The organism is Bradyrhizobium sp. PSBB068, from assembly GCA_016839165.1.
Classification (GTDB): Bacteria; Pseudomonadota; Alphaproteobacteria; order Rhizobiales; family Xanthobacteraceae; genus Bradyrhizobium.
Window position 1 is genome coordinate 2,597,492 of record CP069300.1, and the last position, 19,549, is coordinate 2,617,040.

Below are 19,549 nucleotides of genomic sequence, written 5' to 3' on the forward strand. Positions count from 1 at the left end.
TTCGAAAGTCTAGGCGGGGATGGGGTGAGCGGCGCCGACACCGAGCTCAGCGAGCAGGTCGGTGCGCGCGATCGATGCTCGGCCACGACCGGCCGTGCGATGCTCGAACGCGATCCGGCCGTCGCGCATCACCAGGATGCGGTCAGCGAGCGCGATCGCCTCGTCGACATCGTGAGTCACCAGGAGAACGCCGGGCCGATGGGTGGCGACCAGCTCGCGGACGAGGTCGTGCATGCGGATGCGGGTCAGCGCATCGAGTGCGGCGAAGGGTTCGTCGAGCAGCAGGAGTTCAGGCTCCTGCACCAGCGCGCGGGCCAGGGCGACGCGCTGTGCCTGCCCGCCGGACAGGTTCCGCGGCCAGTCGTCGAGCCGGTCGCCGAGGCCGACTTCGGCGAGCGCCGTCGCGGCGCGATCGCGCGGATTGCTGACCTGCAAGCCGAGCGCAACGTTGCGCCACAGGCTGTCCCACGGCAGCAGTCGGTGCTCCTGGAACACGACCGCGGGCCGCCGGGGCGCTGCGATGCGTCCGCCGTCGACCGGATCGAGTCCGGCGAGCGCGCGCAGCAGCGTGGTCTTGCCGCAACCGCTCTCGCCGAGCAGGGCGACGAACTCGCCGCGCTCGATGCGCAGATTGAGGTTTTCGATCACGATACGATTGCCGTAGGCGCGGCGGAGATTTGTCACCACCACGGCCGGCGAGGCCGCGGTAAGGGCAGGGACGACGTGCAGGGTCATCGCGCGCTCCCGTAGTTCGGATGCCAGGCCAACAGCCGCCGCTCGAGAGTTCGCGCGATGCCGTCCGCGGCAACCCCGATCAGCGCGTAGATGACGATCGTCAGCACGATCACATCGGTGCGCAGGAACTCACGTGCATCCATCGCAAGGAAGCCGATGCCGGATTGGGCACCGATGGTTTCGGCCACCACCAGCGCCAGCCATGCGGTGGCGAGCGCGTAGCGTACGCCGGTCAGGATCGAGGGCAATGCGCCCGGCAGAACGATCCGGCGGATCAGCTCCAGCGTGCCGAGGCCCTGGACCCGGCCGAGCTCGACCAGCTTCGGATCGACCTGCCGGATTCCCAGCGTGGTGTTGATGTAGATCGGAAAGGTGACGCCGAGCGCGACGAGGAAGATCTTTTCGGCTTCACCAACGCCGAGCCAGACGATGACCAGCGGCAGCGCGGCGAGGAATGGAATGGCGCGGATCATCTGGACGCTGCGGTCGATCGCGGCCTCGGCGATCCGCGAGAAGCCGACCAGGGTGCCGAGCGCGAAGCCGACGGTGCCACCGATCGCGAAACCCGCGGCTGCCCGCAACAGGCTGATGCCGAGGTCGTTCAGCAGACTTCCGGAGGCCACCAGCTTGAATGCGGTCCGCACGACTTTGCTCGGGGCCGGCAGCACCTGCGGCGACAGCCATCCGGCCTGTGCCAGGAGCTCCCAGACGACGAGCAGCGCGACCGGTGCAAGCCATGACAGGAGCTGCAAGCCGCGACGGCCGATTTCGAACCGGCGCGCCGGTGCAGAGGCGGCGACAATGTCGTCCCGCGATGTGGTGTCGAAGGCAACCGGCGAAGCGGTTTGTTCGAGGTTGCTCAAGATGAATTCGTCCTGTTTCACCGCTGCGCGCGATCGTCCGTGATCGTGCGTGGCGCATGTCGTCGCTCACGCGATCGGCCTGGTGTTGCCGTCTCGCATGAAGCACTCGTTGATACACTCAAACTGTCCCACGATTTTTTGCCAACAGAAATAGAGCGGTTTTTCAATTGTCGTTCGTTCCGGAGTGTTTCTCGGTTATCCGCATGCAGGACACGGCAAGGAAAATCTTTTGATCCGCGGCTGCTTGATCTCACGTGCTACCCGGCGCGACAACGACGTGAAGAGTCGCAGGAGAGACAGCAAATGACGACACGACCGCTCCGCTTTGGCATCTGGGCGCTGGTGCATGGTTCTCGCGCCGCCTATCAGGATCCCGAAGAGCCCTATGATGCGTCCTGGGAACGCAATCGTGACCTCGTGCTCGCGGCGGAACGGCTCGGCTACGACTCGACGCTGATTGCGCAGCACACGATCAATCCGCATCAGGAAGACCTCGATCAGCTCGAAGCGTGGAGTGCGGCAGCGGCGCTTGCGGCGCTGACCAGCCGGATCGAGATCATCGCGGCAATCAAGCCCTATCTCTATCATCCGGTCGTGCTCGCCAAGCTCGCGCTCGGCATCGAGAACATCAGTCGCGGCCGGTTTGCGATCAATCTGGTCAATGCCTGGAATCGTCCCGAGCTCGACAAGGCCGGCATCGGCTTCGCCGAGCACGACGCCCGCTACGCTTACGGACGCGAGTGGATTACGGTGGTGTCACGCCTGATGCAGGGCGAGCGGCTGACTTACAAGGGCGAGCATTTCGACGTGCAGGATTATGCGCTGCGGCCCTCCAGTCTCTATCGGTCGCGGCCGGTGATCTATGTCGGCGGCGAATCGGAGCCGGCGCGGGCGCTGGTCGCCGATCACGGCGATGTCTGGTTCATCAACGGCCAGCCGCTCGACGATGTCGCCGGCTTGATCGCCGATGTTGCGAGCCGGTCGCGAGCGGGCGCGCCGCTGCGCTTCGGCCTGTCCGCCTTTGTCGTTGCGCGCGAGACACAGGCCGAGGCTCAAGCCGCGTATGAGCGGCTGCTCGCCCTGTCGAAGAAGGATGCGCCGATCAAGGCGATCCAGAAGCAGAACACCGACCCAAAGGTCGTGATGATGCAGACCATGCAGAAGTCGGCGCGGGTCGGCAGCAATGGCGGGACCGCCGCGGGGCTGGTCGGCAGCTACGAGGAAGTGGCGACTCGGATCAAGGCGTTTCACGCTGCCGGCATCGAGTTGTTCATGCTGCAGTTCCAGCCGTTCGAGGCCGAGATGGAGCGCTTTGCAAGGGAGGTCATCCCGCGCGTCCGCGAATGGGCGCCGGTTGCGACCGCCGGCGCTCCGGCCCACGCGGTTGCGCGGTGATTGCGTCAGGCGCTGGCGGAGGCCACCTCCCGACGCGCGAAGCGGCTCACCGGGCGCGGCAATCCTAGATGATCGCGCAGGGTGGTGCCGGCGTAGTCGCGTCGGAACAGCCCGCGCTGTTGCAGGATCGGCACCACTGTGTCGACGAAGACCTCGAGCCCCGTCGGCAGCACGTCCGGCATCAGGTTGAATCCGTCGGCGGCGCCCGCCTTGAACCAGGCCTCGATGTCGTCGGCGATCTGCTCCGGGGTGCCGACGATGATCCGGTGGCCGACGCCGCCGCCGAGTGCGCGCAGCAACTGGCGGACCGTGAGATTGCCGCGCCGGGCCAGCGCCACGGTTCCCTGAAACATGGTGTGATTGGCATTGGCCGGCAGCGGCAGATCCGGCAGCGGCTTGTCGAGCTCGAGAATGGCCGGATCGACCTGCAAAGTGCCGGCAAGCCGGGCAAGGCTGTATTCGATCGGAACCAGCTCCCAGAGCTCATCCTGGCGCCGCTTGGCTTCGGCCTCGGTGCTGCCGATGACGGTGGCGAGTCCCGGCAGGATCACGATGGAATCACCGCTGCGGCCATAAGCTGCGGCGCGCGTCCGCAGATCGCGTGCGTAGGCCGCGCCTTCGTCGATGGTCTGCGCCAGCGTGAACACGGCTTCGGCCTGTGCGGCGGCGAGGTCGCGGCCGTCGCTGGAGCCGCCGGCCTGCACCGTGACCGGGCGTCCCTGCGGCGAACGCGGGACGTTGAGCGGACCGGCGACGCTGTAATGCGCGCCGCGATGCGCGATCGGATGCACTTTCGAAGTGTCGACGAAGCGTGCGGTCGCCTTGTCCCCGACAAAGGCGTCGTCCTCCCAGCTGTCCCACAGCGCATGCACGACCTCGGCGAACTCCTTGGCGCGGTCGTAGCGCGCCTTGTGCTCCAGCACATTGGCGAGGCCGAAATTGCGGCTCGCCGCGGCGTCGGCGGTGGTCACCGCATTCCAGCCGGCCCGGCCGCCGCTCGCCAGATCCAGCGTCGCGAAGCGGCGGGCGATGTTGTAGGGCTCGTTGTAGGTCGTCGACGCGGTCGCGATCAGGCCGATATGGGTCGTGGCCGCCGCGACTGTGGCGAGCACGATGGTCGGCTCCATCGACATGAACGAGCGATAGTCGATGCGGTCGGTGATCGCCGGCGTGTCGGCGAGGAAGATGGCGTCGAGCTTGCCGCGCTCGGCGATTCTCGCCACGCGCACGTAGTGGCCGACGTCAAAGCAGGCGCGGGGATCGCTGTCCGGCAATCGCCACGCCGACGCATAGACGCCGGAATGCAGCAGGTTCACATTGAGGTGGAGTTGACGATGGGACATGGCGGCCATGGGCTTGGATGCTCTCCGTCACGAGATATCGCCCTGGCGCGTAAGAGGAAATGAGCGGCGGCCACCCGCGTGCAAAAAGAAATATTCGCCTCTGTTGAAGTTCCCGGCGCATCGTCGGGTGCCGGAGCTGACGGCAGACATGAAACATCCGTCGTGCGGCAATACAAATCTTCTTCGGCTGCGGATGCCGGGGAAAACTTCGTCCAACTCTGCACAAATATCTGCAATTGCCTGCAGTGCTTGCTCGCGCAACGATGTTGCCGAGATGCGGGCCGCGTTCGAGTCCGCCGGAGACATGAAGCATGACGATCCAGCCCAACCGCGCCGAGCGGGTGCATGCACCGACCGGATCGGTGGAGTTCGACGCCGACGTCCTGGTGCTGGGCGGCGGCCCGGCGGGGACCTGGGCTGCGGTCAGTGCCGCCGAGCGCGGCGCGCGCGTGGTGCTGGCCGACAAGGGCTTTTGCGGCACATCGGGCGCGACCGCCGCGGCCGGAACCGGCGTCTGGTATGTCGATCCCGATCCGGCGCTGCGCGAGGCAGCGATGGCCAACCGCGAGAAGCTCGGCGGTCATCTGCAGGATCGCCGCTGGATGGCGCGCGTGCTTGACCGCACCTATCAGCAAAGCAATCGCCTGGCCGATTGGGGCTATCCCTATCCGGTCGACGACAGCGGCAAGTCGCAGCGCAACTCGCTGCAGGGCCCGGAATATATGCGCCTGATGCGCAAGCGCACCAAGCAGGCCGGCGTCACCATCCTCGATCACAGCCCGGCGCTGGAATTGCTGGTGGACGACGCCGGGGCGGTCGCCGGTGCGAGCGGCGTGCGCCGGCAGAAGGACGATCGCTGGACGGTTCGCGCCAAGGCCGTCGTGATCGCGACCGGCGGCTGCGCATTCCTGAGCAAGACGCTCGGATCGAACGTACTGACCGGCGACGGTTACCTGATGGCCGCGGAGGTCGGTGCCGAGTTCAGCAGCATGGAGTTTTCCAACCCCTATGCGATCTCGGCAGCGTTCGGCTCGGTCACCAAGACGCTGTTCTACGGCTGGGCGACCTTCACTCATGATGACGGCAGCGTCGTTCCCGGCGCGGCGTCGAAGGGCGGACGGTCGGCGATCGCACGCGCGTTGCTTGAGGGGCCGGTCTATGCCCGGCTCGACAAGGCCGATGACGATGTGCAGCGGCAGATGCGCGTCTCGCAGCCGAACTTCTTCCTGCCGTTCGACCGCACCGGCATCGATCCATTCAACGATCGCTTTCCGATCACCTTGCGCCTGGAAGGGACGGTCCGCGGTACCGGCGGTCTGCGCATCGTGGATGACAGCTGCGCCACCAGCGTGGCCGGGCTCTATGCGGCCGGGGACGCGGCGACACGCGAACTGATCTGCGGCGGCTTCACCGGCGGAGGCAGCCATAACGCGGCCTGGGCGATGTCGTCGGGCAGCTGGGCGGGGCAGGGTGCCGCCGACTACGCCCGACAATTCGGTCCGACAGGCCGGCGGAAGCTGTCGCCATCGGGAACGATCGCGTTTCGCAGCCGGTCGCGGCGGGCGTTCGAGCCGGCTGCCTTGGCGAAGGCGGTCCAGAGAGAAGTGTTCCCGTATGAGCTGAACTATTTCCGGGAGGCTTCGCGGCTTGAGGGGGCGCTGGCGCGGCTCGATGGGGCCTGGCTCGACGTCTCGGAGGCGGACGCCGCCTCCAGGGCCGATCTGTTGCGGGCCCGCGAAGGCGCCGCGATGCTGGCAACCGCGCGGCTGATGTATCGCAGCGCGCTGGCGCGCCAGGAAAGCCGCGGCATGCATCGCCGCGACGATTTCCCCGAGCAGGACGATCGCCAGCGGCATTACGTGACGAGCGGCGGCCTCGACGAGGTCTGGACCTCGGTCCGGCCGCATGCGGACGCGGCCTATGCGGAGGCTGCGGAATGATCGAAGTCATCGATGCCGCCAGTTGCACGTCCTGCGACATCTGCGTCAACGTCTGCCCGACCAACGTGTTCGACAAGACCGACGGAGTTCCGGTGATTGCCCGGCAGAGCGATTGCCAGACCTGCTTTCTCTGCGAGCTTTACTGTCCCGAGGATGCGCTCTATGTATCGCCTTTCGCCGATCAGGCCCAGGCGATCGACCTCGTCGCGCTCAGGCAAACCGACGCGATGGGGAGCTATCGGCGGGCTGTCGGCTGGACCGACGGTACGCGGGATCGCCGCGGCGACGACCGCAGTTACCTTCTCTTTGGTCATTGAGTCCGCGACTCCGACCGACCAAAGCCATTCGAATTGGACGACTGAATGAACGTGCATCAATCGCTGACGGCGGTGCAACCCGTCGAGACGCCGCCTATCGCATCTGCTCCGATCGAGCGCGATACGATGGTGCGGTTCGAGTCCGTTTCGAAGATCTATCCGGCCTACCGCGATAAGCCGAGCGTGCAGGCGCTGGCCGGAATCGACTTTGCCATACCGCGCGGATCGATCACCGGCGTGATCGGTCGCTCCGGCGCCGGAAAATCGAGCCTGGTGCGGCTGATCAACGGGCTGGAGAAGCCGTCGGCCGGACGGGTCGTCGTCGACGGCCGCGACATCTCAGGGCTTGCCGGCCGCGAGCTGCGGCTGGCGCAGCGCTCGATCGGCATGATCTTCCAGCATTTCAACCTGCTGTCGTCACGCACGGCGGCGGACAATATCGCCTTGCCGCTCGAGATCGCCGGCTGGTCGAGAGCCGAGATCGCGGCCCGCGTGGAGGAACTGCTGGAGCTCGTCGGCATCGCCGACAAATACGACCGCTATCCGTCCGAACTGTCCGGCGGCCAGAAGCAGCGCATCGGCATCGCCCGTGCGCTGGCGACGCGGCCGAATGTGCTGCTCTCGGATGAGGCGACCTCGGCGCTCGATCCGCAGACCACCCGTGCGATCCTCGACCTGCTTGCCAACATCAATCGCGAGCTCGGCGTGACGATCGTCCTGATCACCCACGAAATGTCGGTGGTGCGGCAGCTTGCCAAGGAGGTCGTGGTGATCGACGCCGGCGAGATTGTCGAGCGCGGCCATGTTGCCGACATCTTCACCCATCCCAGCCATCCGGTCACGCAGGCCTTCCTTTCGGAAGTGGTCGGCGACAGCGTTCCGGTATCGCTGGCGAGCCGCCTGGTGGCACAACCGATCGCCGGCGGACGGGCCGTCATCCGCCTGCAGGTCCGCGGCAGCGATGCCGGCGATACGATTGTTGCGCGGCTGGCGCGCGAGCTGTCGATCGACGTCGCGCTGCTGTCGGCGCGGATCGACGAGATCGGCGGCCAGCACGTCGGTTCGTTGACGATCGGCATTCCCGGCGGCGAGGCCGCGGTCAAGCAGGCCGTGGCCTATCTGTCTCAGCACAACTTCCCGGTGGAGCGGCTCGGCTATGTCGCGTGAACTCATCAATCTGATCATCCAGGCGACCGGCGAGAGCCTGTTCATGGTGTCGGTCGCCGCATTGCTCGCGACCGTCTTCGGTCTGCCGATCGGGATCTTCCTGGCAACCAGCCGCAAGGGGGAGCTGTTCGCGGCGCCCGCCGTCAACAGCATCCTCGGGATGGTTGTGAACGCGACCCGCTCGACGCCGTTCATCATCCTGGTCGTTGCGATCATTCCGTTCACGCGCCTGATCGCGGGCACCTCGATCGGCTCGGGCGCGGCGATCGTGCCGCTGACCATCGCGGCGACGCCGTTCATTGCGCGCCTGGTCGAGGGCGCGATCCGCGAAGTCGATGGCGGCCTGATCGAAACGGCATCGTCGTTCGGCGCCAGTCCGCTGCAGATCGTGTTCAAGGTGTTGATCCCGGAGGCGTTGCCCGGTCTGGTGCTGGCCTTGACGCTCGCGGTCGTCAGCCTGCTCGGCTACTCCGCGATGGTCGGTGCCGTCGGCGGCGGCGGCCTCGGCGATCTCGGCATCCGCTACGGCTATCAGCGCTTCATGCCGGAGATGATGCTGGCCGTCGTCGTGGTGCTGATCGCGCTGGTGCAGACCGTGCAGACCGCCGGCGATTATCTGGCGCGCCGGGTCAATCGCCGGCTGCGTCATCGCTGACGCATCACCACTACGCCACCTGTTTTGCCTATCTCACGGAGACCAAGATGTCGTTTCGTTCTGTTGTCACGCTCGCGAGCGCCCTCGCTGTCTGGTCGGCAGCGGCCGCCGCTGAAACGATCAAGATCGGCGTGACGCCGGGCCCGCACGCCCAGATTCTCGAGGCAGTGAAGCCGATCGCCGCAAAGGGCGGGCTCGACATCCAGCTCATCGAGTTCTCCGACTATGTCGTGCCCAATGCCGCGCTCGATGCCGGCGATATCCAGGCCAATTCGTTCCAGAACCAGCCTTATCTCGACAACCAGAAGGCCGATCGTGGCTACAAGATCGAGTCGGTAGGGCTGACGGTCAACTTTCCGATCGGCGTCTATTCGAAGAAGCACAAGGCCTGGGCCGATATTCCCGATGGCGGCAAGGTCTCGATCCCGAACGATCCGACCAATGGCGGCCGTGTGCTGTTGCTGCTGCGTGACAAGGGCGTGATCAAGCTGAAGGATGGGGTCGGCTTCAAGCCGTCGGTCGTCGACATCACGGAAAATCCCAAGAAGCTCAGATTCGTCGAGGTCGACGCAGCCCAGGCGCCTCGCGCGCTGGACGATGTCGATGCCGCCGCGATCAACACCAACTATGCGACCCAGGCCGGACTCGATCCCGTGAAGGACCCGATCCTGCGTGAGGATCCGAAGGGGCCGTACGTCAATCTGATCGCGGTGCGCAGCACCGACAAGGACAAGCCGTGGGTCAAGACCCTGGTGGACAGCTACCGCTCGCCGGAGGTCAAGGAGTTCGTCCTGACCAAGTTCAAGGGCGCGGTGCTGCCGAGCTGGTAACGGCCGATCCTGCGGCTAGGAGACATTCATGCGCATCTTGCTGGCCGCAATCGCTGCGGCGACTCTCTTGATCGGCCCGGGCAGGGCCGAGACCATCCGGGTCGGCGTGACAGCCGGCCCGCACGCCGAGGTCCTCGACGTCGTGAAGAAGGTGGCCGCCGGCCATGGACTCGATATCAAGGTCGTGGAGTTCACCGACTATGTGATTCCGAACCAGGCCTTGGCGCTGAAAGATATCGAGGCGAATTCGTTCCAGCACGAGCCGTATCTGAAGAACCAGATCTCCAAGACCGGGTGGAAGATCGTCAAGGTCGCCAACACGATTGCGTCGCCACAGGGCGTCTACTCGCTGAAGTACAAGAAGCTCACCGACCTGCCGGAAGGGGCGCGGGTGGCGATCGCCAACGATCCGTCCAACGGCGCGCGGGGCCTGATGATCCTCGCCCTTCACGGGATCATCAAGCTGAAGGATCCGAGTAGCGTCGCTTCGACGATCGCTGACATCACCGACAACCCCAGGAAGCTGCGCTTCGTCGAGCTGGACGCTGCACAGCTGCCGCGGTCGCTGCAGGATGTCGACCTGGTGTCGATCAACAACAACTACGCGGTTCAGGCCGGCCTCAATCCCGCCGCGGATGCCATCGCGCGCGAGGCGGCGGACGGTCCGTGGGTCAACATCATTGCGGTGCGCGAAGAGGACAAGGACAAGCCCTGGGTCAAGCAGCTCGTCGATGCCTATCACTCCGACGAAGTGAAGGCGTTCCTCGACAAGCGCTTCAAGGGCACCTACATCGCGACCTGGTAAGGCGCGGCTGACGAGCCGCCGATGGACTGCCGTGCAATTTACTCGGCGGCGTCGGCGTGGCCGGCCTTGGCGGGCGCGCGGCGATAGCCCGCGCCCGGATGCGTGACGTGAAGCCGCGGCCCGCGTCCGGGGAATAGCTTCTCGCGCAGCGTGCCCTCGCGGTATGCGGTCTTGTAGACGCCGCGCGATTGCAGCTCCGGCACCACCAGATCGACAAATCCATCGAGTGATTCCGGTGCGACCAGACGGAACAGATTGAAGCCGTCGATGTCGGTTTCATCCGCCCAGTTGATCAACTCGTCCGCGACATCCTGGGGTGAACCGACCACGAAGGGCGAACGCGCGCCGATCCGGCTGAGGGTCGCGAGGTCGCCGACCCTGACCGGGCGATCGCTCCGCACCGTGAAATTCTCGACCATCGACTGGATCGCGTTGCTCTCGACATATTGCACGGCCTGGTCGGGGCGATAGGTCGAGAAGTCGATCCCGGTCCAGCCGGAGAGCAGGGCGAGTTGTCCGGTCTGGTCGACATGCGCTGCGTACTCCGCGAGCAGATCGTTGGCCTCCGCACGCGTCGGGGCGACGATGACGGTCGCGCCTGCAAACAAGCGGATATCGTAGGGATCGCGGCCGAATTCCTTTGCCGCATCCCTGATGTCGCGAACGGCGCGGGCGAGGATCGGCCTGGTTTGGCCGTTGAGGAAGATCGCCTCCGCATGTCGCGCCGCGAAGGCGCGACCGCGCTTCGAGGTTCCGGCCTGATACAACAGCGGCGTACGCTGCGGCGACGGCTCCGCCAGATGAATGCCGTCGACCTTGTAGTGACGCCCATCATGCCGGACAGGGTGGATCCTGGACGGGTCCGTGAAGATGCGCGCGGCACGGTCGCGGCGGACGGCGCCGTCCTCCCAGCTGCCTTCCCACAATTGATAGGTCGCCGCGAGGAATTCCTCGGCCGCCTCGTAGCGCTCGTCATGTGCCCGGTTCGCGTCGAGCCCCATTCCGCGTGCGCCGCTGTCGAGATAGCCGGTGACGATGTTCCAGGCGATCCGCCCGCCGGTGAGGTGATCGAGCGTCGAGAAGCGCCGGGCGAACTGGTACGGATGCTCGTAGGTGAGGTTGGACGTGATGCCGAAGCCGAGATGCTTCGTCACCAGCGCCATGGCCGAAACAAGCAGGGTCGGCTCGGCGTTCGGCAGCTGCACTGCATGGCGCAGCGCGGTCTCGGGGCTGTTGTCATAGACGTCATAGACGCCGAACACGTCGGCCAGGAAAATGCCGTCGAGCAGGCCGCGCTCCGCCGTCCTCGCATAGTTCACCCAGTAGTCCAACGAATTGTAGTCGAGCGATGTGTCGCGCGGATGCGACCACAGCCCGGCCCAATTGTGACTCGGGGCCATCATGTTGAAGGCGTTGAAGCGGAGTTCGCGGGATCTGGCCATCGACCTGGTTCGTCTCGTTAAGAAGTTGTCCGTCAGGTCTATCATCTCGGCGGCGCGACTTGATTTTGAAATGCCTGGGGAGCGGGTGAAAATCCTGCTGCGCCTTGGTCAGACGTAGAACGTTTCCTTTCGCGGTTCGGTTCGCGTCGCCCCGCAACGCGTGAATCCGAGCGGAAATCGCGGTTCGCAATGCACCCGCAGGGACGATCTGTGATCGGCCGGCGTCGGTTGCCGTCGCGTCGCACACAAAAAAAATCGATTGCGAGCTCCACGTCGCCCGAAAGATTCCAGATGCGTCATCAGGTTGTGACAGCACGCCCATCGCTATTTTTCCGGACATCTCGACAGCGACAAAGCGGCTGCGCATCCTTTGCCGACTTGTCACGCTGGGATCACGAACTTCAGGAGATTTCGAAATGCCGGTCGAAACCAAGAACGTCGAGACGCTCGCTTTGCACGGCGGTTCCTATCGTTCGGATCCGACAACCGGCGCGGTCGCCGTGCCGATCTACCAGACGACGTCATTCCAGTTCGAGAATGCCGACCACGCATCGCGGCTGTTCGCGCTTGAGGCGATCGGCCAGATCTACACGCGGATCAAGAATCCGACCGCCGATGCGTTCGAGGAGAGGTTGGCGGCGCTCGAGGGCGGTGCTGCGGCGCTGGCCGTCGCATCGGGGCAGACCGCCTCGGCCTTTGCCATTTTCAACATCGCGCAAGCCGGCGACAACATCGTGTCCTCGACTGATCTCTATGGCGGAACCTGGACGTTGCTGTCGCAGACCCTGAAGCAGTTCGGCATAGAAGTCCGCTTCGTCGATCCTGCCGACCCGGAGAATTTCCGCCGTGCCACCGATGCGAAGACCAGGGCCTATTTCGCCGAGACGCTGCCCAACCCGAAGCTCAACGTGTTTCCGATCAAGGAGGTCGCCGACATCGGCCGCTCGCTCGGCGTGCCTCTGATCCTCGACAACACGGCAGCCCCGATCATCGCCCGGCCGTTCGAGCACGGCGCCGCGGTCGTGGTCTATTCGACGACGAAATACATCGGCGGCCACGGCACGTCGATCGGCGGCGCGATCATCGACGGTGGCAATTTCGACTGGGCGGCTCACGCCGAGCGCTTCCCGTTGCTGACCCAGCCGGACGAGGCCTATCACGGCGCGGTCTGGACCGAGGCGGCCAAGCCGTTCGGTCCGATCGCCTATATTCTGCGCGCCCGGGTCAAGCTGCTGCGCGACCTCGGCGCCGCGATCGCGCCGCAAAATGCCTTCCAGTTCATCCAGGGCATCGAGACGTTGCCGCTGCGGATTCGGCAGCACAACGAGAATGCAATCAAGGTTGCCGACTTCCTCGCCAAGCACCCGTCGATCTCGACGGTGATCTTCCCGGGCCTGCAGAGCGGAGAGAACCGGCGCCGCGCCGACGCCTATCTGAAGGGCGGTTACGGCGCGCTGGTCGGCTTCGAGCTCAAGGGCGGTGTCGAGGCCGGTCGCCGCTTCATCGATGCGCTGAAACTGTTCTACCACGTCGCCAATATCGGTGACGCGCGGTCGCTGGCGATCCATCCGGCGTCCACCACTCATCAGCAGCTCAGCGCCCAGGAACAGCTCGCCGCCGGTGTGACGCCCGGCTACGTCAGGCTGTCGGTCGGGATCGAGCATCCCGACGATATCCTGGCCGATCTCATCCAGGCGCTGGCGCAGGCGGATGCAGGCAGCACCCGCAAGGCGGCCTGATCGGAAACTCCAACAAGAAACGGACTTGAGACGATGAAGAGACTTTTGCGTCTGGCGCAGGCGCTCGGCCTGTCGCTGGCCTTGACCGGCGCGGCCTTGACTGAAGCAGCCTTGACTGGAGTAGCCCTGGCCGACGAGCCACTGAAGATCGCGACCAGCGCCGGGCCGGTCGGACAGCTGGCCGCGTTTGCGGCGAAGCTTGCCAAGGACAAGGGGCAGGACGTCAAGATCGTCGAGTTGTCGGATTGGGTGGCGCTCAACGAGGTCGTCAACAGCGGCGATGTCGACGCCAATCTGTTCCAGCATGCGACCTATCTTGCGCTGCAGAACAAGCAACGCGGATTCAACCTGGTGCAGGTCGACAAGGTCGGCGTGATCGCGCCGGTCGGGCTGTTCTCGAAGAAGATCAAGTCGCTCGACGAGATCAAATCCGGCGACAGCGTCGCGATCCCGAATGAGCCGCTGAACGGCGCGCGCGGCCTGATCCTGCTCGAGCGTGCGGGGCTGATCAAGCTGGCGCCCGGCAAGGGCTTTGCGGTGAGCCGGTTCGATATCGTCGACAATCCGAAGAATCTGAAGATCGTCGAGCTCGATCCGGCGCAGACCTATCGCTCGCTCGACGACGTCAGCCTCGCGCTCGTCAACGTCACCTATCTGATCCCGGCGGGCGGTGATCCGAAGTCGGCGCTGATCATCGATCGGACCGTGGACGATGGATTGGTGTTGCGCTTCACGGCACGGCCGGACAAAAAGGACGACCCGCGCCTGAGGGCCTTCATCCAGGTCTTCAACTCGCCTGAGGTCAAGCAGTTCATCGAGGAGAAGCTGCCGGCGTTCATACCGGCCGGCTTCAGCAGCTAGACCTGCTCCAGCTGAGTCCGATGCTCGCCGGTTGCCTCGGCGAGCCGGGCGGCGAGTGCGGCACATTGGTTTCGAATGTCGGGAATCGCAATGATCTCCCAGAACGCGGCGCGCGTCAGCGGACCCACCGCGAACAGGGTGCGCGAAGGCGCGCCGTCGCAGCCGATGATCGCGCAGTTGCGGTCGGTCTCGATCCCGATGCAGAGCGGGTCGACGCGCGCCAGGCCGCGGTCGAACAGGGCGCGTACTGCCGGATTGGGCGTCGCGCGAGGATCCTTGACGATACCGGTGCAATCGACGACGGCGCCGACCTGCGTGCTGACGATCCGCGTATCGCCGCGCCGGCGGTAGTGGACCCGGGCTCCGTCGTCGTTCGGCGCGACGCTGATGACCTTGGCGGCCATCAGGTCGAGCTGTCCGGCATGGATCGCCTGAATCACGCGGGCTTCGACCTCCGGCGCCATCCGATGGCGATGCACATCCCACCAGGCGCGTGCGTGCTCGACGAAGCGGCGCTTGGACGGTGGCGGAAGCTCGTGCCAGAGCCGCTGGGTGTACGGTCGCAGGCCGTCGATCACGCTGCGCCAGTCGCCGCCCTCGGCTACGCTGCGGTCGATGCGGAGGCGAAGCCAGCGCAGCAGGCTGCTGATACTTGCGCCGAATGGGATCTCGGCTTCCTCTATGCGCTGCGCGTCGACGCGCCGGTGTGGTTTTGCGAGCAGGCCGCGCCGCGACATCGCGATGATCGGCCCGCGATGCCCGTCGCGCAGCAGCGACAGGACATAGTCGACCATGGTCAACCCCGTGCCAAGCAGCAGGACGGTGGCATCGGCATCGATCGGCGCGGCCGATGGCGGCGCCCACGGATCGGCATAGCCCGCACGGCTGGCGCGCATGTCGTGCCCGGTCGCGAGGACGACGGTATCGCCCATCAATGACTGGCCATCCGCGAGTGTGACAGTCACGCCGGCATGGCCTTCGCTGATATCGACACAGATGCCGCGCACGATCGACAAGCGTTCGACATCCGCCGGATCGGATGTCTGCTGTTCGAGCAAGCTCGCTATGTAGTCGCCGTAGATGCGCCGGGGCACGAAGCAATAGGGATCCGGGCACAGCGATACATCAAGCTCGCGCGAGGTGAGCCAGCGCCAGAAATGATCCGGTTGGTCCGGCAGCGCGCTCATGTTCGCGACGCGCACATTGAGCAAATGATCGGAATTTCCGGTGTGATAGGCGATGCCGCGGCCGATGTCCGGGCGCTGCTCGATCAGCGTGACGCAAAGACGGCGGATCGGTTGGTGCAGCAACTGGTAGGCCAGCAGGACGCCGCTGGCGCCGCCGCCGATAATGATGACATGTCGGCCATCGGTACGCGTCATGCCGTCGCTCCATCGATCAGCCGGTCACGCCGGACGCGCAATGCCAGCAGTTCACGCTATCTGAACGCATGCCGATACGGGGCGTCAGGATGCGTGGAGTGCTGACGCGCAAGTCTCGACAGAGCCACCCGCTGCACCCAGCGGGGTCGATACGGGGAGAATGCAGTTAGCCGTGCGGACCGAACAGGAAGATCTCGTAGAGGTCGTCGCGCCTCTCGGTTGCATTCGGTCTCGCATGGTTCCGGCGCCACGCTTGGAACCGCTGACCGATGCGACCGAAAATCTGAAGCCAAGAAGATGCTCGCCGCATAGAACCTCCTTCGCGCGCAGTACGCGGCGAAGAATAACACGGCTTTTCCATGCCCGAGAACGAATGTCAGCGGTCATAGCAACTTTGAAAATAACAGTGCGCATTGAGCGTACCTGCAAATCAGTAATTTTATCGACGAAGCCATCGAGAAAAAATCATTCCCCGTTGCAGCCGACGTGGGCAGGTGGTTTGAAACGGGGGGAGGTGCGCTCAGCCCTCAGGCAGCCCGGCGGCGACCATGAGCTGCACCACGTGGTCTGCAGCCGCGAGAAAGGCCGGGCTCGCGTTCTCGCGGGCGATCTTTGCAGCCTGGGCAGGGCATCTTCGTAATGGCCCAACAGCGTGCAGGCCCAGCCGGCGCCGAGCGAAACGGGTGTGGCGTGCGCGGGAACGGAAACCGGCTGCGACAATGTTATTTGGGACACGTCCGAGCGAGCGCTGAGCTCCTACGACTGCCTACTGCAACTTGAAGGAGAAGGGTCACACCATGGACAGCAGACGAACCGATTTTGGAAAGCAGCACAAGCCCGCCGAAAGCTCTCGCGATATTCTCAACGCGGACCTCAGTGAAGAAGAACTATCGAGAGTATCAGGCGGTCGCGTGGGATCGGCGTGCGCCACTGGGGAGCACATCAAGAAAGCCGTCCTCACTTGTTGAGGGCGGAGGCTGACATCCGCTGGGCCGCGGTCTCGGCCCGGTAGAAGCGGCTGCCAAATCCATCGTCGGTCTCAAACTTCTGCAGCGGTTTTGTCCTGTCAAGAAAGAGCGCGAGTCCGTTTCCGTTGGCGGACCCGCGGTTTCGCGTTCGGATACGCCGGACTGGAAGAGAAGAGGCAGGCGGCTAGTCCGGAGACGAGATGTTGCTGTCTGCTTAGTGATGCGGATCACGGCAAGAACGAACCGAGGAGCTCATTCTGCCGACCACCCTTGGAGGGGCGCTCCCTCACTTGGCAAACAGGAGACGAACCTGGATACACACACCAGAAATGACCTCTGCTTGCTTACCGACGAAGAACTTGACGTCGTTACGGGTAGCCAGCAGCTCTACGCACATGAGTTTGCCGGTGCCGTGAACCGTCTGACGGGTCTGCGGCCAGGCGAGCCCTCCATCGTGTCAAACGACCCGATGCTGGGTTCCGTGCCGCTGGGTAGTCTTTTCTTCTATGGATCCACCGAAAACAATTTGCCGTGAGCAGAGACGCCGGCGCATAACGCGATCTCGTTTGCGTGCGGGAGGCGGCTTGGATCACTCCCTCGGCCGAGCTTGGCCCTCTTACATCGCGCTTTCTTGAATGGATGAAGGGAGATCAGCGATGGTCCATACCGCTTCTTGCCGCGCGGCGACCAGACTATTTTCGCGGAAATTGGAGATGCTTTGCCGCCGTGTTCGATCTGCGCTGGCTGGAAGAGCCGAGCCGTGCCGATCGGCCTCGCGAACAGGGGGAAGCACGCGGGGGCGTCCACCCGCTACCAAAGACCACGGTCTTGCACGCCAAACCGCGCCGTTACTCCGGAAGTGCCGAGTGCAATAAAAAATCCTCCTAGTGGAGCAGGCTATCCAATTCGTTGAGCGATCGTCGCACAGTCTCGACCAGGTCCAAAGCCACCGGCGAGGGGCTCCGCTGGGCAGGAAAAACCGCTGCAAACTGGAAGTCGATCCGTGGCAGGAAGCGGCGCACGACAACGCCGCGTGTCGCGAACTCCTGCGCGGTGAAAGGATCACAAAGCGCGACGCCGAGCCCGGACGACACCATGCCGCACATGATTTCCGACAAGGCGGTCTCGACCCGCAGCACGCGACGGATCTCGTCGCGTTGAAAGATCTGGTCGATCAGATGCCGGCCGGCCGATCCGGCCGAGAGTGAGATGAACGTTTCTCCCTCGAAATCGCGAGACTGCAGAACCTCCTTTGCCGCGAGGTGATGACCGGTAGGGAGAACCGCGACGCGTGGCAAGGCCGGGAGACGCATGCTTGGCAAGGCTGAATGGGCGATCGGAAGCTCGGCGAAGCCGATGTCGCACTGATTGTTCAACACCCAATCGATGACGATCGGTGAGATCACGCCGAAGAAGGCAAGGTTGAGGTTGGGTCGCTGCTTGAGGAAATGTCCGGCGAGCCGCGGCAGGTAACCATTCGAGAGCGCCGGCAATGCGGCGATCCGCAGTGTGCCGGTGCGACGGCTGCGGATCTCCTCGGCTGCTGCGGTGATGCGTTCCAGGCCGACGAAGGAGCGTTCGACCTCGGTATAGAGCGCGATGGCGGCGGCGGTCGGCACCAGCCCGGTGCCGCGCCGCTCGAACAACTCCATCTTCAACAGCGCCTGGAAGTCGCGCAGCAACCGGCTCACCGCGGGCTGCGTCACCGCCATCAGCTTCGCCGCTTCAGTGACGCCGCCGGACAGCATCGTCGCCCTGAAGGCCTCGACCTGTCGCGGGTTGATCCGCGGCATCTCGCATCCCTTTCATAACATTCAAGCATACAGATGGTGCCATTATTCATTGGACGATGGAAGGGTTGATTGCGATCTTTTTCATCAGCGCTGGAGACAGCCCGTTTTTTCGGCAGATGGGAGGGATTCAAAGCCCTCTCGCTAATGACGATACCCGTGGAGCAGGGGCCGGAGCCCTGGTCGGACGGAATTGGCGCCGATCGAATGCGGATGGCTCTGGCCGGTGCGGCCCGCCGGCACGTCACCCCATCCCGGAACTGGAGATCGGTCACATGAAGAATCTCAGCCTTCTGACAGCGGTTGGCATCGCGGCACTCACCGCGATCCCGTCGGTCGCCATCGCCCAGCAGAAAACGCTCTACGTCGCCGGCTATGGCGGCTCGTTCGAGAAGACCATCCGCGAACAGGTGATCCCGGGCTTTGAGAAGGAGAATGGCGTCAAGGTCGAATACGTCGCCGGCAACTCGACCGACACGCTGGCAAAGCTCCAGGCCCAGAAGGGCAACCAGCAGATCGACGTTGTCATCGTCGACGACGGCCCGATGTATCAGGCGATCCAGCTCGGCTTCTGTGGCAAGCTCGACGGCCTTCCCGCCGATCTCTACGACACCGCCCGCTTCAAGGATGATCGCGCCGTGGCGATCGGCATCGTCGCGACCGGCCTGATGTACAACACCAAGGCCTTTGCGGAGAAGGGCTGGGCGCCGCCGACCTCCTGGAATGATCTGAAGGATCCGAAATACCAGAAGCAGCTCGTCGTTCCGCCGATCAACAACACCTACGGCCTGGAGGCGTTGCTGATGCTTGCGAAGATGAACGGCGGCAGCGAGGCCAATGTCGATGCCGGTTTCAAGATCTTCAAGAACGACATCAATCCGAACGTGCTCGCCTACGAGCCGTCGCCGGGCAAGATGACTGAGTTGTTCCAGTCCGGCCAGGCCGTCATCGCCGTATGGGGCTCGGGACGCGTGCAGAGCTTCGCCAATACCGGCTTCCCCGTCGACTTCGTCTATCCGAAGGAAGGCGCGGCGACGCTGCTGACCACCGCCTGTCCGATCGCCAAGCCCAACGCCTCGCCGCTCGCCTCGAGCTTCGTCAAGGTGCTGCTCGATCCGAAGATCCAGCTCGTGATGCTGAAGGACTACGGCTATGGGCCGGTGCTGAAATCGCTCGTGATATCGCCGGAACTCGGCAAGATGGCCCCGATCGGCGAGCGTGCGGCGAAGCTTTACAATCCGGACTGGACCGTGATCAACGACAAGCGCGAGGAGTGGACCAAGCGCTGGAATCGCGAGGTCGAGCGCTGATCTGATC

At 64.5% G+C, this 19,549-nt stretch carries 17 protein-coding genes; 11 read left to right on the forward strand and 6 right to left on the reverse strand.

Annotation, left to right across the window (positions count from 1 at the left end; translation table 11 throughout):
* Positions 1 to 9: 9 nt before the first annotated feature.
* Together JQ507_11895 and JQ507_11900 are read right to left on the reverse strand one after the other, a co-directional pair.
* Complete coding sequence (locus JQ507_11895) at positions 10 to 735, reverse strand: ABC transporter ATP-binding protein (protein QRI72120.1); 726 nt, start codon at positions 733 to 735, stop codon at positions 10 to 12.
* Positions 732 to 1,538 carry an ABC transporter permease subunit gene (locus JQ507_11900; GenBank protein ID QRI73303.1) on the reverse strand — a complete coding sequence of 269 codons (807 nt, stop codon included), beginning with the start codon at positions 1,536 to 1,538 and terminating at the stop codon, positions 732 to 734. The genes JQ507_11895 and JQ507_11900 overlap by 4 nt, the downstream gene beginning before the upstream one ends.
* A 363-nt stretch (positions 1,539 to 1,901) precedes the next feature.
* Between JQ507_11900 and JQ507_11905 the strand changes: the two genes are divergently transcribed.
* On the forward strand, positions 1,902 to 2,993 hold the full coding sequence (locus JQ507_11905) for an LLM class flavin-dependent oxidoreductase (protein ID QRI72121.1): 1,092 nt from the start codon (positions 1,902 to 1,904) through the stop codon (positions 2,991 to 2,993).
* A gap of 5 nt (positions 2,994 to 2,998) precedes the next feature.
* Here JQ507_11905 and JQ507_11910 read toward each other — a convergent pair whose 3' ends face one another.
* Entirely contained in the window at positions 2,999 to 4,336 is a 1,338-nt protein-coding gene (locus JQ507_11910) for an LLM class flavin-dependent oxidoreductase (protein ID QRI73304.1), read from the reverse strand.
* Between the two features lie 311 nt (positions 4,337 to 4,647).
* Between JQ507_11910 and JQ507_11915 the strand changes: the two genes are divergently transcribed.
* Genes JQ507_11915 through JQ507_11940 form a run of 6 tightly spaced genes read left to right on the forward strand, consistent with a single transcriptional unit; the run spans position 4,648 to position 10,050 of the window.
* Positions 4,648 to 6,276, forward strand: a complete 1,629-nt coding sequence (locus tag JQ507_11915; protein QRI72122.1) for an FAD-binding protein — start codon at positions 4,648 to 4,650, stop codon at positions 6,274 to 6,276.
* Entirely contained in the window at positions 6,273 to 6,593 is a 321-nt protein-coding gene (locus tag JQ507_11920; GenBank protein ID QRI72123.1) for a ferredoxin family protein, read from the forward strand. Before JQ507_11915 ends, JQ507_11920 begins: the two co-directional genes overlap by 4 nt.
* 45 nt (positions 6,594 to 6,638) lie before the next feature.
* On the forward strand, positions 6,639 to 7,760 hold the full coding sequence (locus JQ507_11925; GenBank protein ID QRI72124.1) for a methionine ABC transporter ATP-binding protein: 1,122 nt from the start codon (positions 6,639 to 6,641) through the stop codon (positions 7,758 to 7,760).
* Positions 7,750 to 8,415 (forward strand): ABC transporter permease, encoded by a 666-nt coding sequence (locus JQ507_11930; GenBank protein QRI72125.1) that lies wholly within the window; start codon positions 7,750 to 7,752, stop codon positions 8,413 to 8,415. Before JQ507_11925 ends, JQ507_11930 begins: the two co-directional genes overlap by 11 nt.
* Positions 8,416 to 8,462: 47 nt before the next feature.
* Positions 8,463 to 9,245, forward strand: coding sequence for a MetQ/NlpA family ABC transporter substrate-binding protein (locus tag JQ507_11935; GenBank protein ID QRI72126.1), 783 nt, complete (start codon positions 8,463 to 8,465; stop codon positions 9,243 to 9,245).
* A gap of 28 nt (positions 9,246 to 9,273) precedes the next feature.
* Positions 9,274 to 10,050, forward strand: coding sequence for a MetQ/NlpA family ABC transporter substrate-binding protein (locus JQ507_11940; protein QRI72127.1), 777 nt, complete (start codon positions 9,274 to 9,276; stop codon positions 10,048 to 10,050).
* A 38-nt stretch (positions 10,051 to 10,088) separates the two neighbouring features.
* On the opposite strand, the gene JQ507_11945 is transcribed toward JQ507_11940, so the two are convergent.
* Entirely contained in the window at positions 10,089 to 11,492 is a 1,404-nt protein-coding gene (locus tag JQ507_11945; GenBank protein QRI72128.1) for an LLM class flavin-dependent oxidoreductase, read from the reverse strand.
* A 416-nt stretch (positions 11,493 to 11,908) separates the two neighbouring features.
* Here JQ507_11945 and JQ507_11950 point away from each other — a divergent pair, with 416 nt between their 5' ends.
* Entirely contained in the window at positions 11,909 to 13,231 is a 1,323-nt protein-coding gene (locus JQ507_11950) for a PLP-dependent transferase (GenBank protein QRI72129.1), read from the forward strand.
* Positions 13,232 to 13,264: 33 nt separating this feature from the next.
* The gene (locus tag JQ507_11955) at positions 13,265 to 14,092 is read left to right on the forward strand and encodes a MetQ/NlpA family ABC transporter substrate-binding protein (GenBank protein QRI72130.1); all 828 of its coding nucleotides are present in this window, start codon (positions 13,265 to 13,267) and stop codon (positions 14,090 to 14,092) included.
* Here JQ507_11955 and JQ507_11960 read toward each other — a convergent pair.
* Complete coding sequence (locus JQ507_11960) at positions 14,089 to 15,474, reverse strand: FAD-dependent oxidoreductase (protein ID QRI72131.1); 1,386 nt, start codon at positions 15,472 to 15,474, stop codon at positions 14,089 to 14,091. The two genes, JQ507_11955 and JQ507_11960, sit on opposite strands and share 4 nt — an antisense overlap.
* 1,308 nt (positions 15,475 to 16,782) lie before the next feature.
* Between JQ507_11960 and JQ507_11965 the strand changes: the two genes are divergently transcribed.
* Entirely contained in the window at positions 16,783 to 16,977 is a 195-nt protein-coding gene (locus JQ507_11965; GenBank protein ID QRI72132.1) for a hypothetical protein, read from the forward strand.
* 349 nt (positions 16,978 to 17,326) lie between these two features.
* On the opposite strand, the gene JQ507_11970 is transcribed toward JQ507_11965, so the two are convergent.
* On the reverse strand, positions 17,327 to 18,235 hold the full coding sequence (locus JQ507_11970; GenBank protein ID QRI72133.1) for a LysR family transcriptional regulator: 909 nt from the start codon (positions 18,233 to 18,235) through the stop codon (positions 17,327 to 17,329).
* Between the two features lie 272 nt (positions 18,236 to 18,507).
* Between JQ507_11970 and JQ507_11975 the strand changes: the two genes are divergently transcribed.
* Positions 18,508 to 19,542 carry an ABC transporter substrate-binding protein gene (locus JQ507_11975; GenBank protein ID QRI72134.1) on the forward strand — a complete coding sequence of 345 codons (1,035 nt, stop codon included), beginning with the start codon at positions 18,508 to 18,510 and terminating at the stop codon, positions 19,540 to 19,542.
* The last annotated feature ends 7 nt before the right edge of the window (positions 19,543 to 19,549 follow it).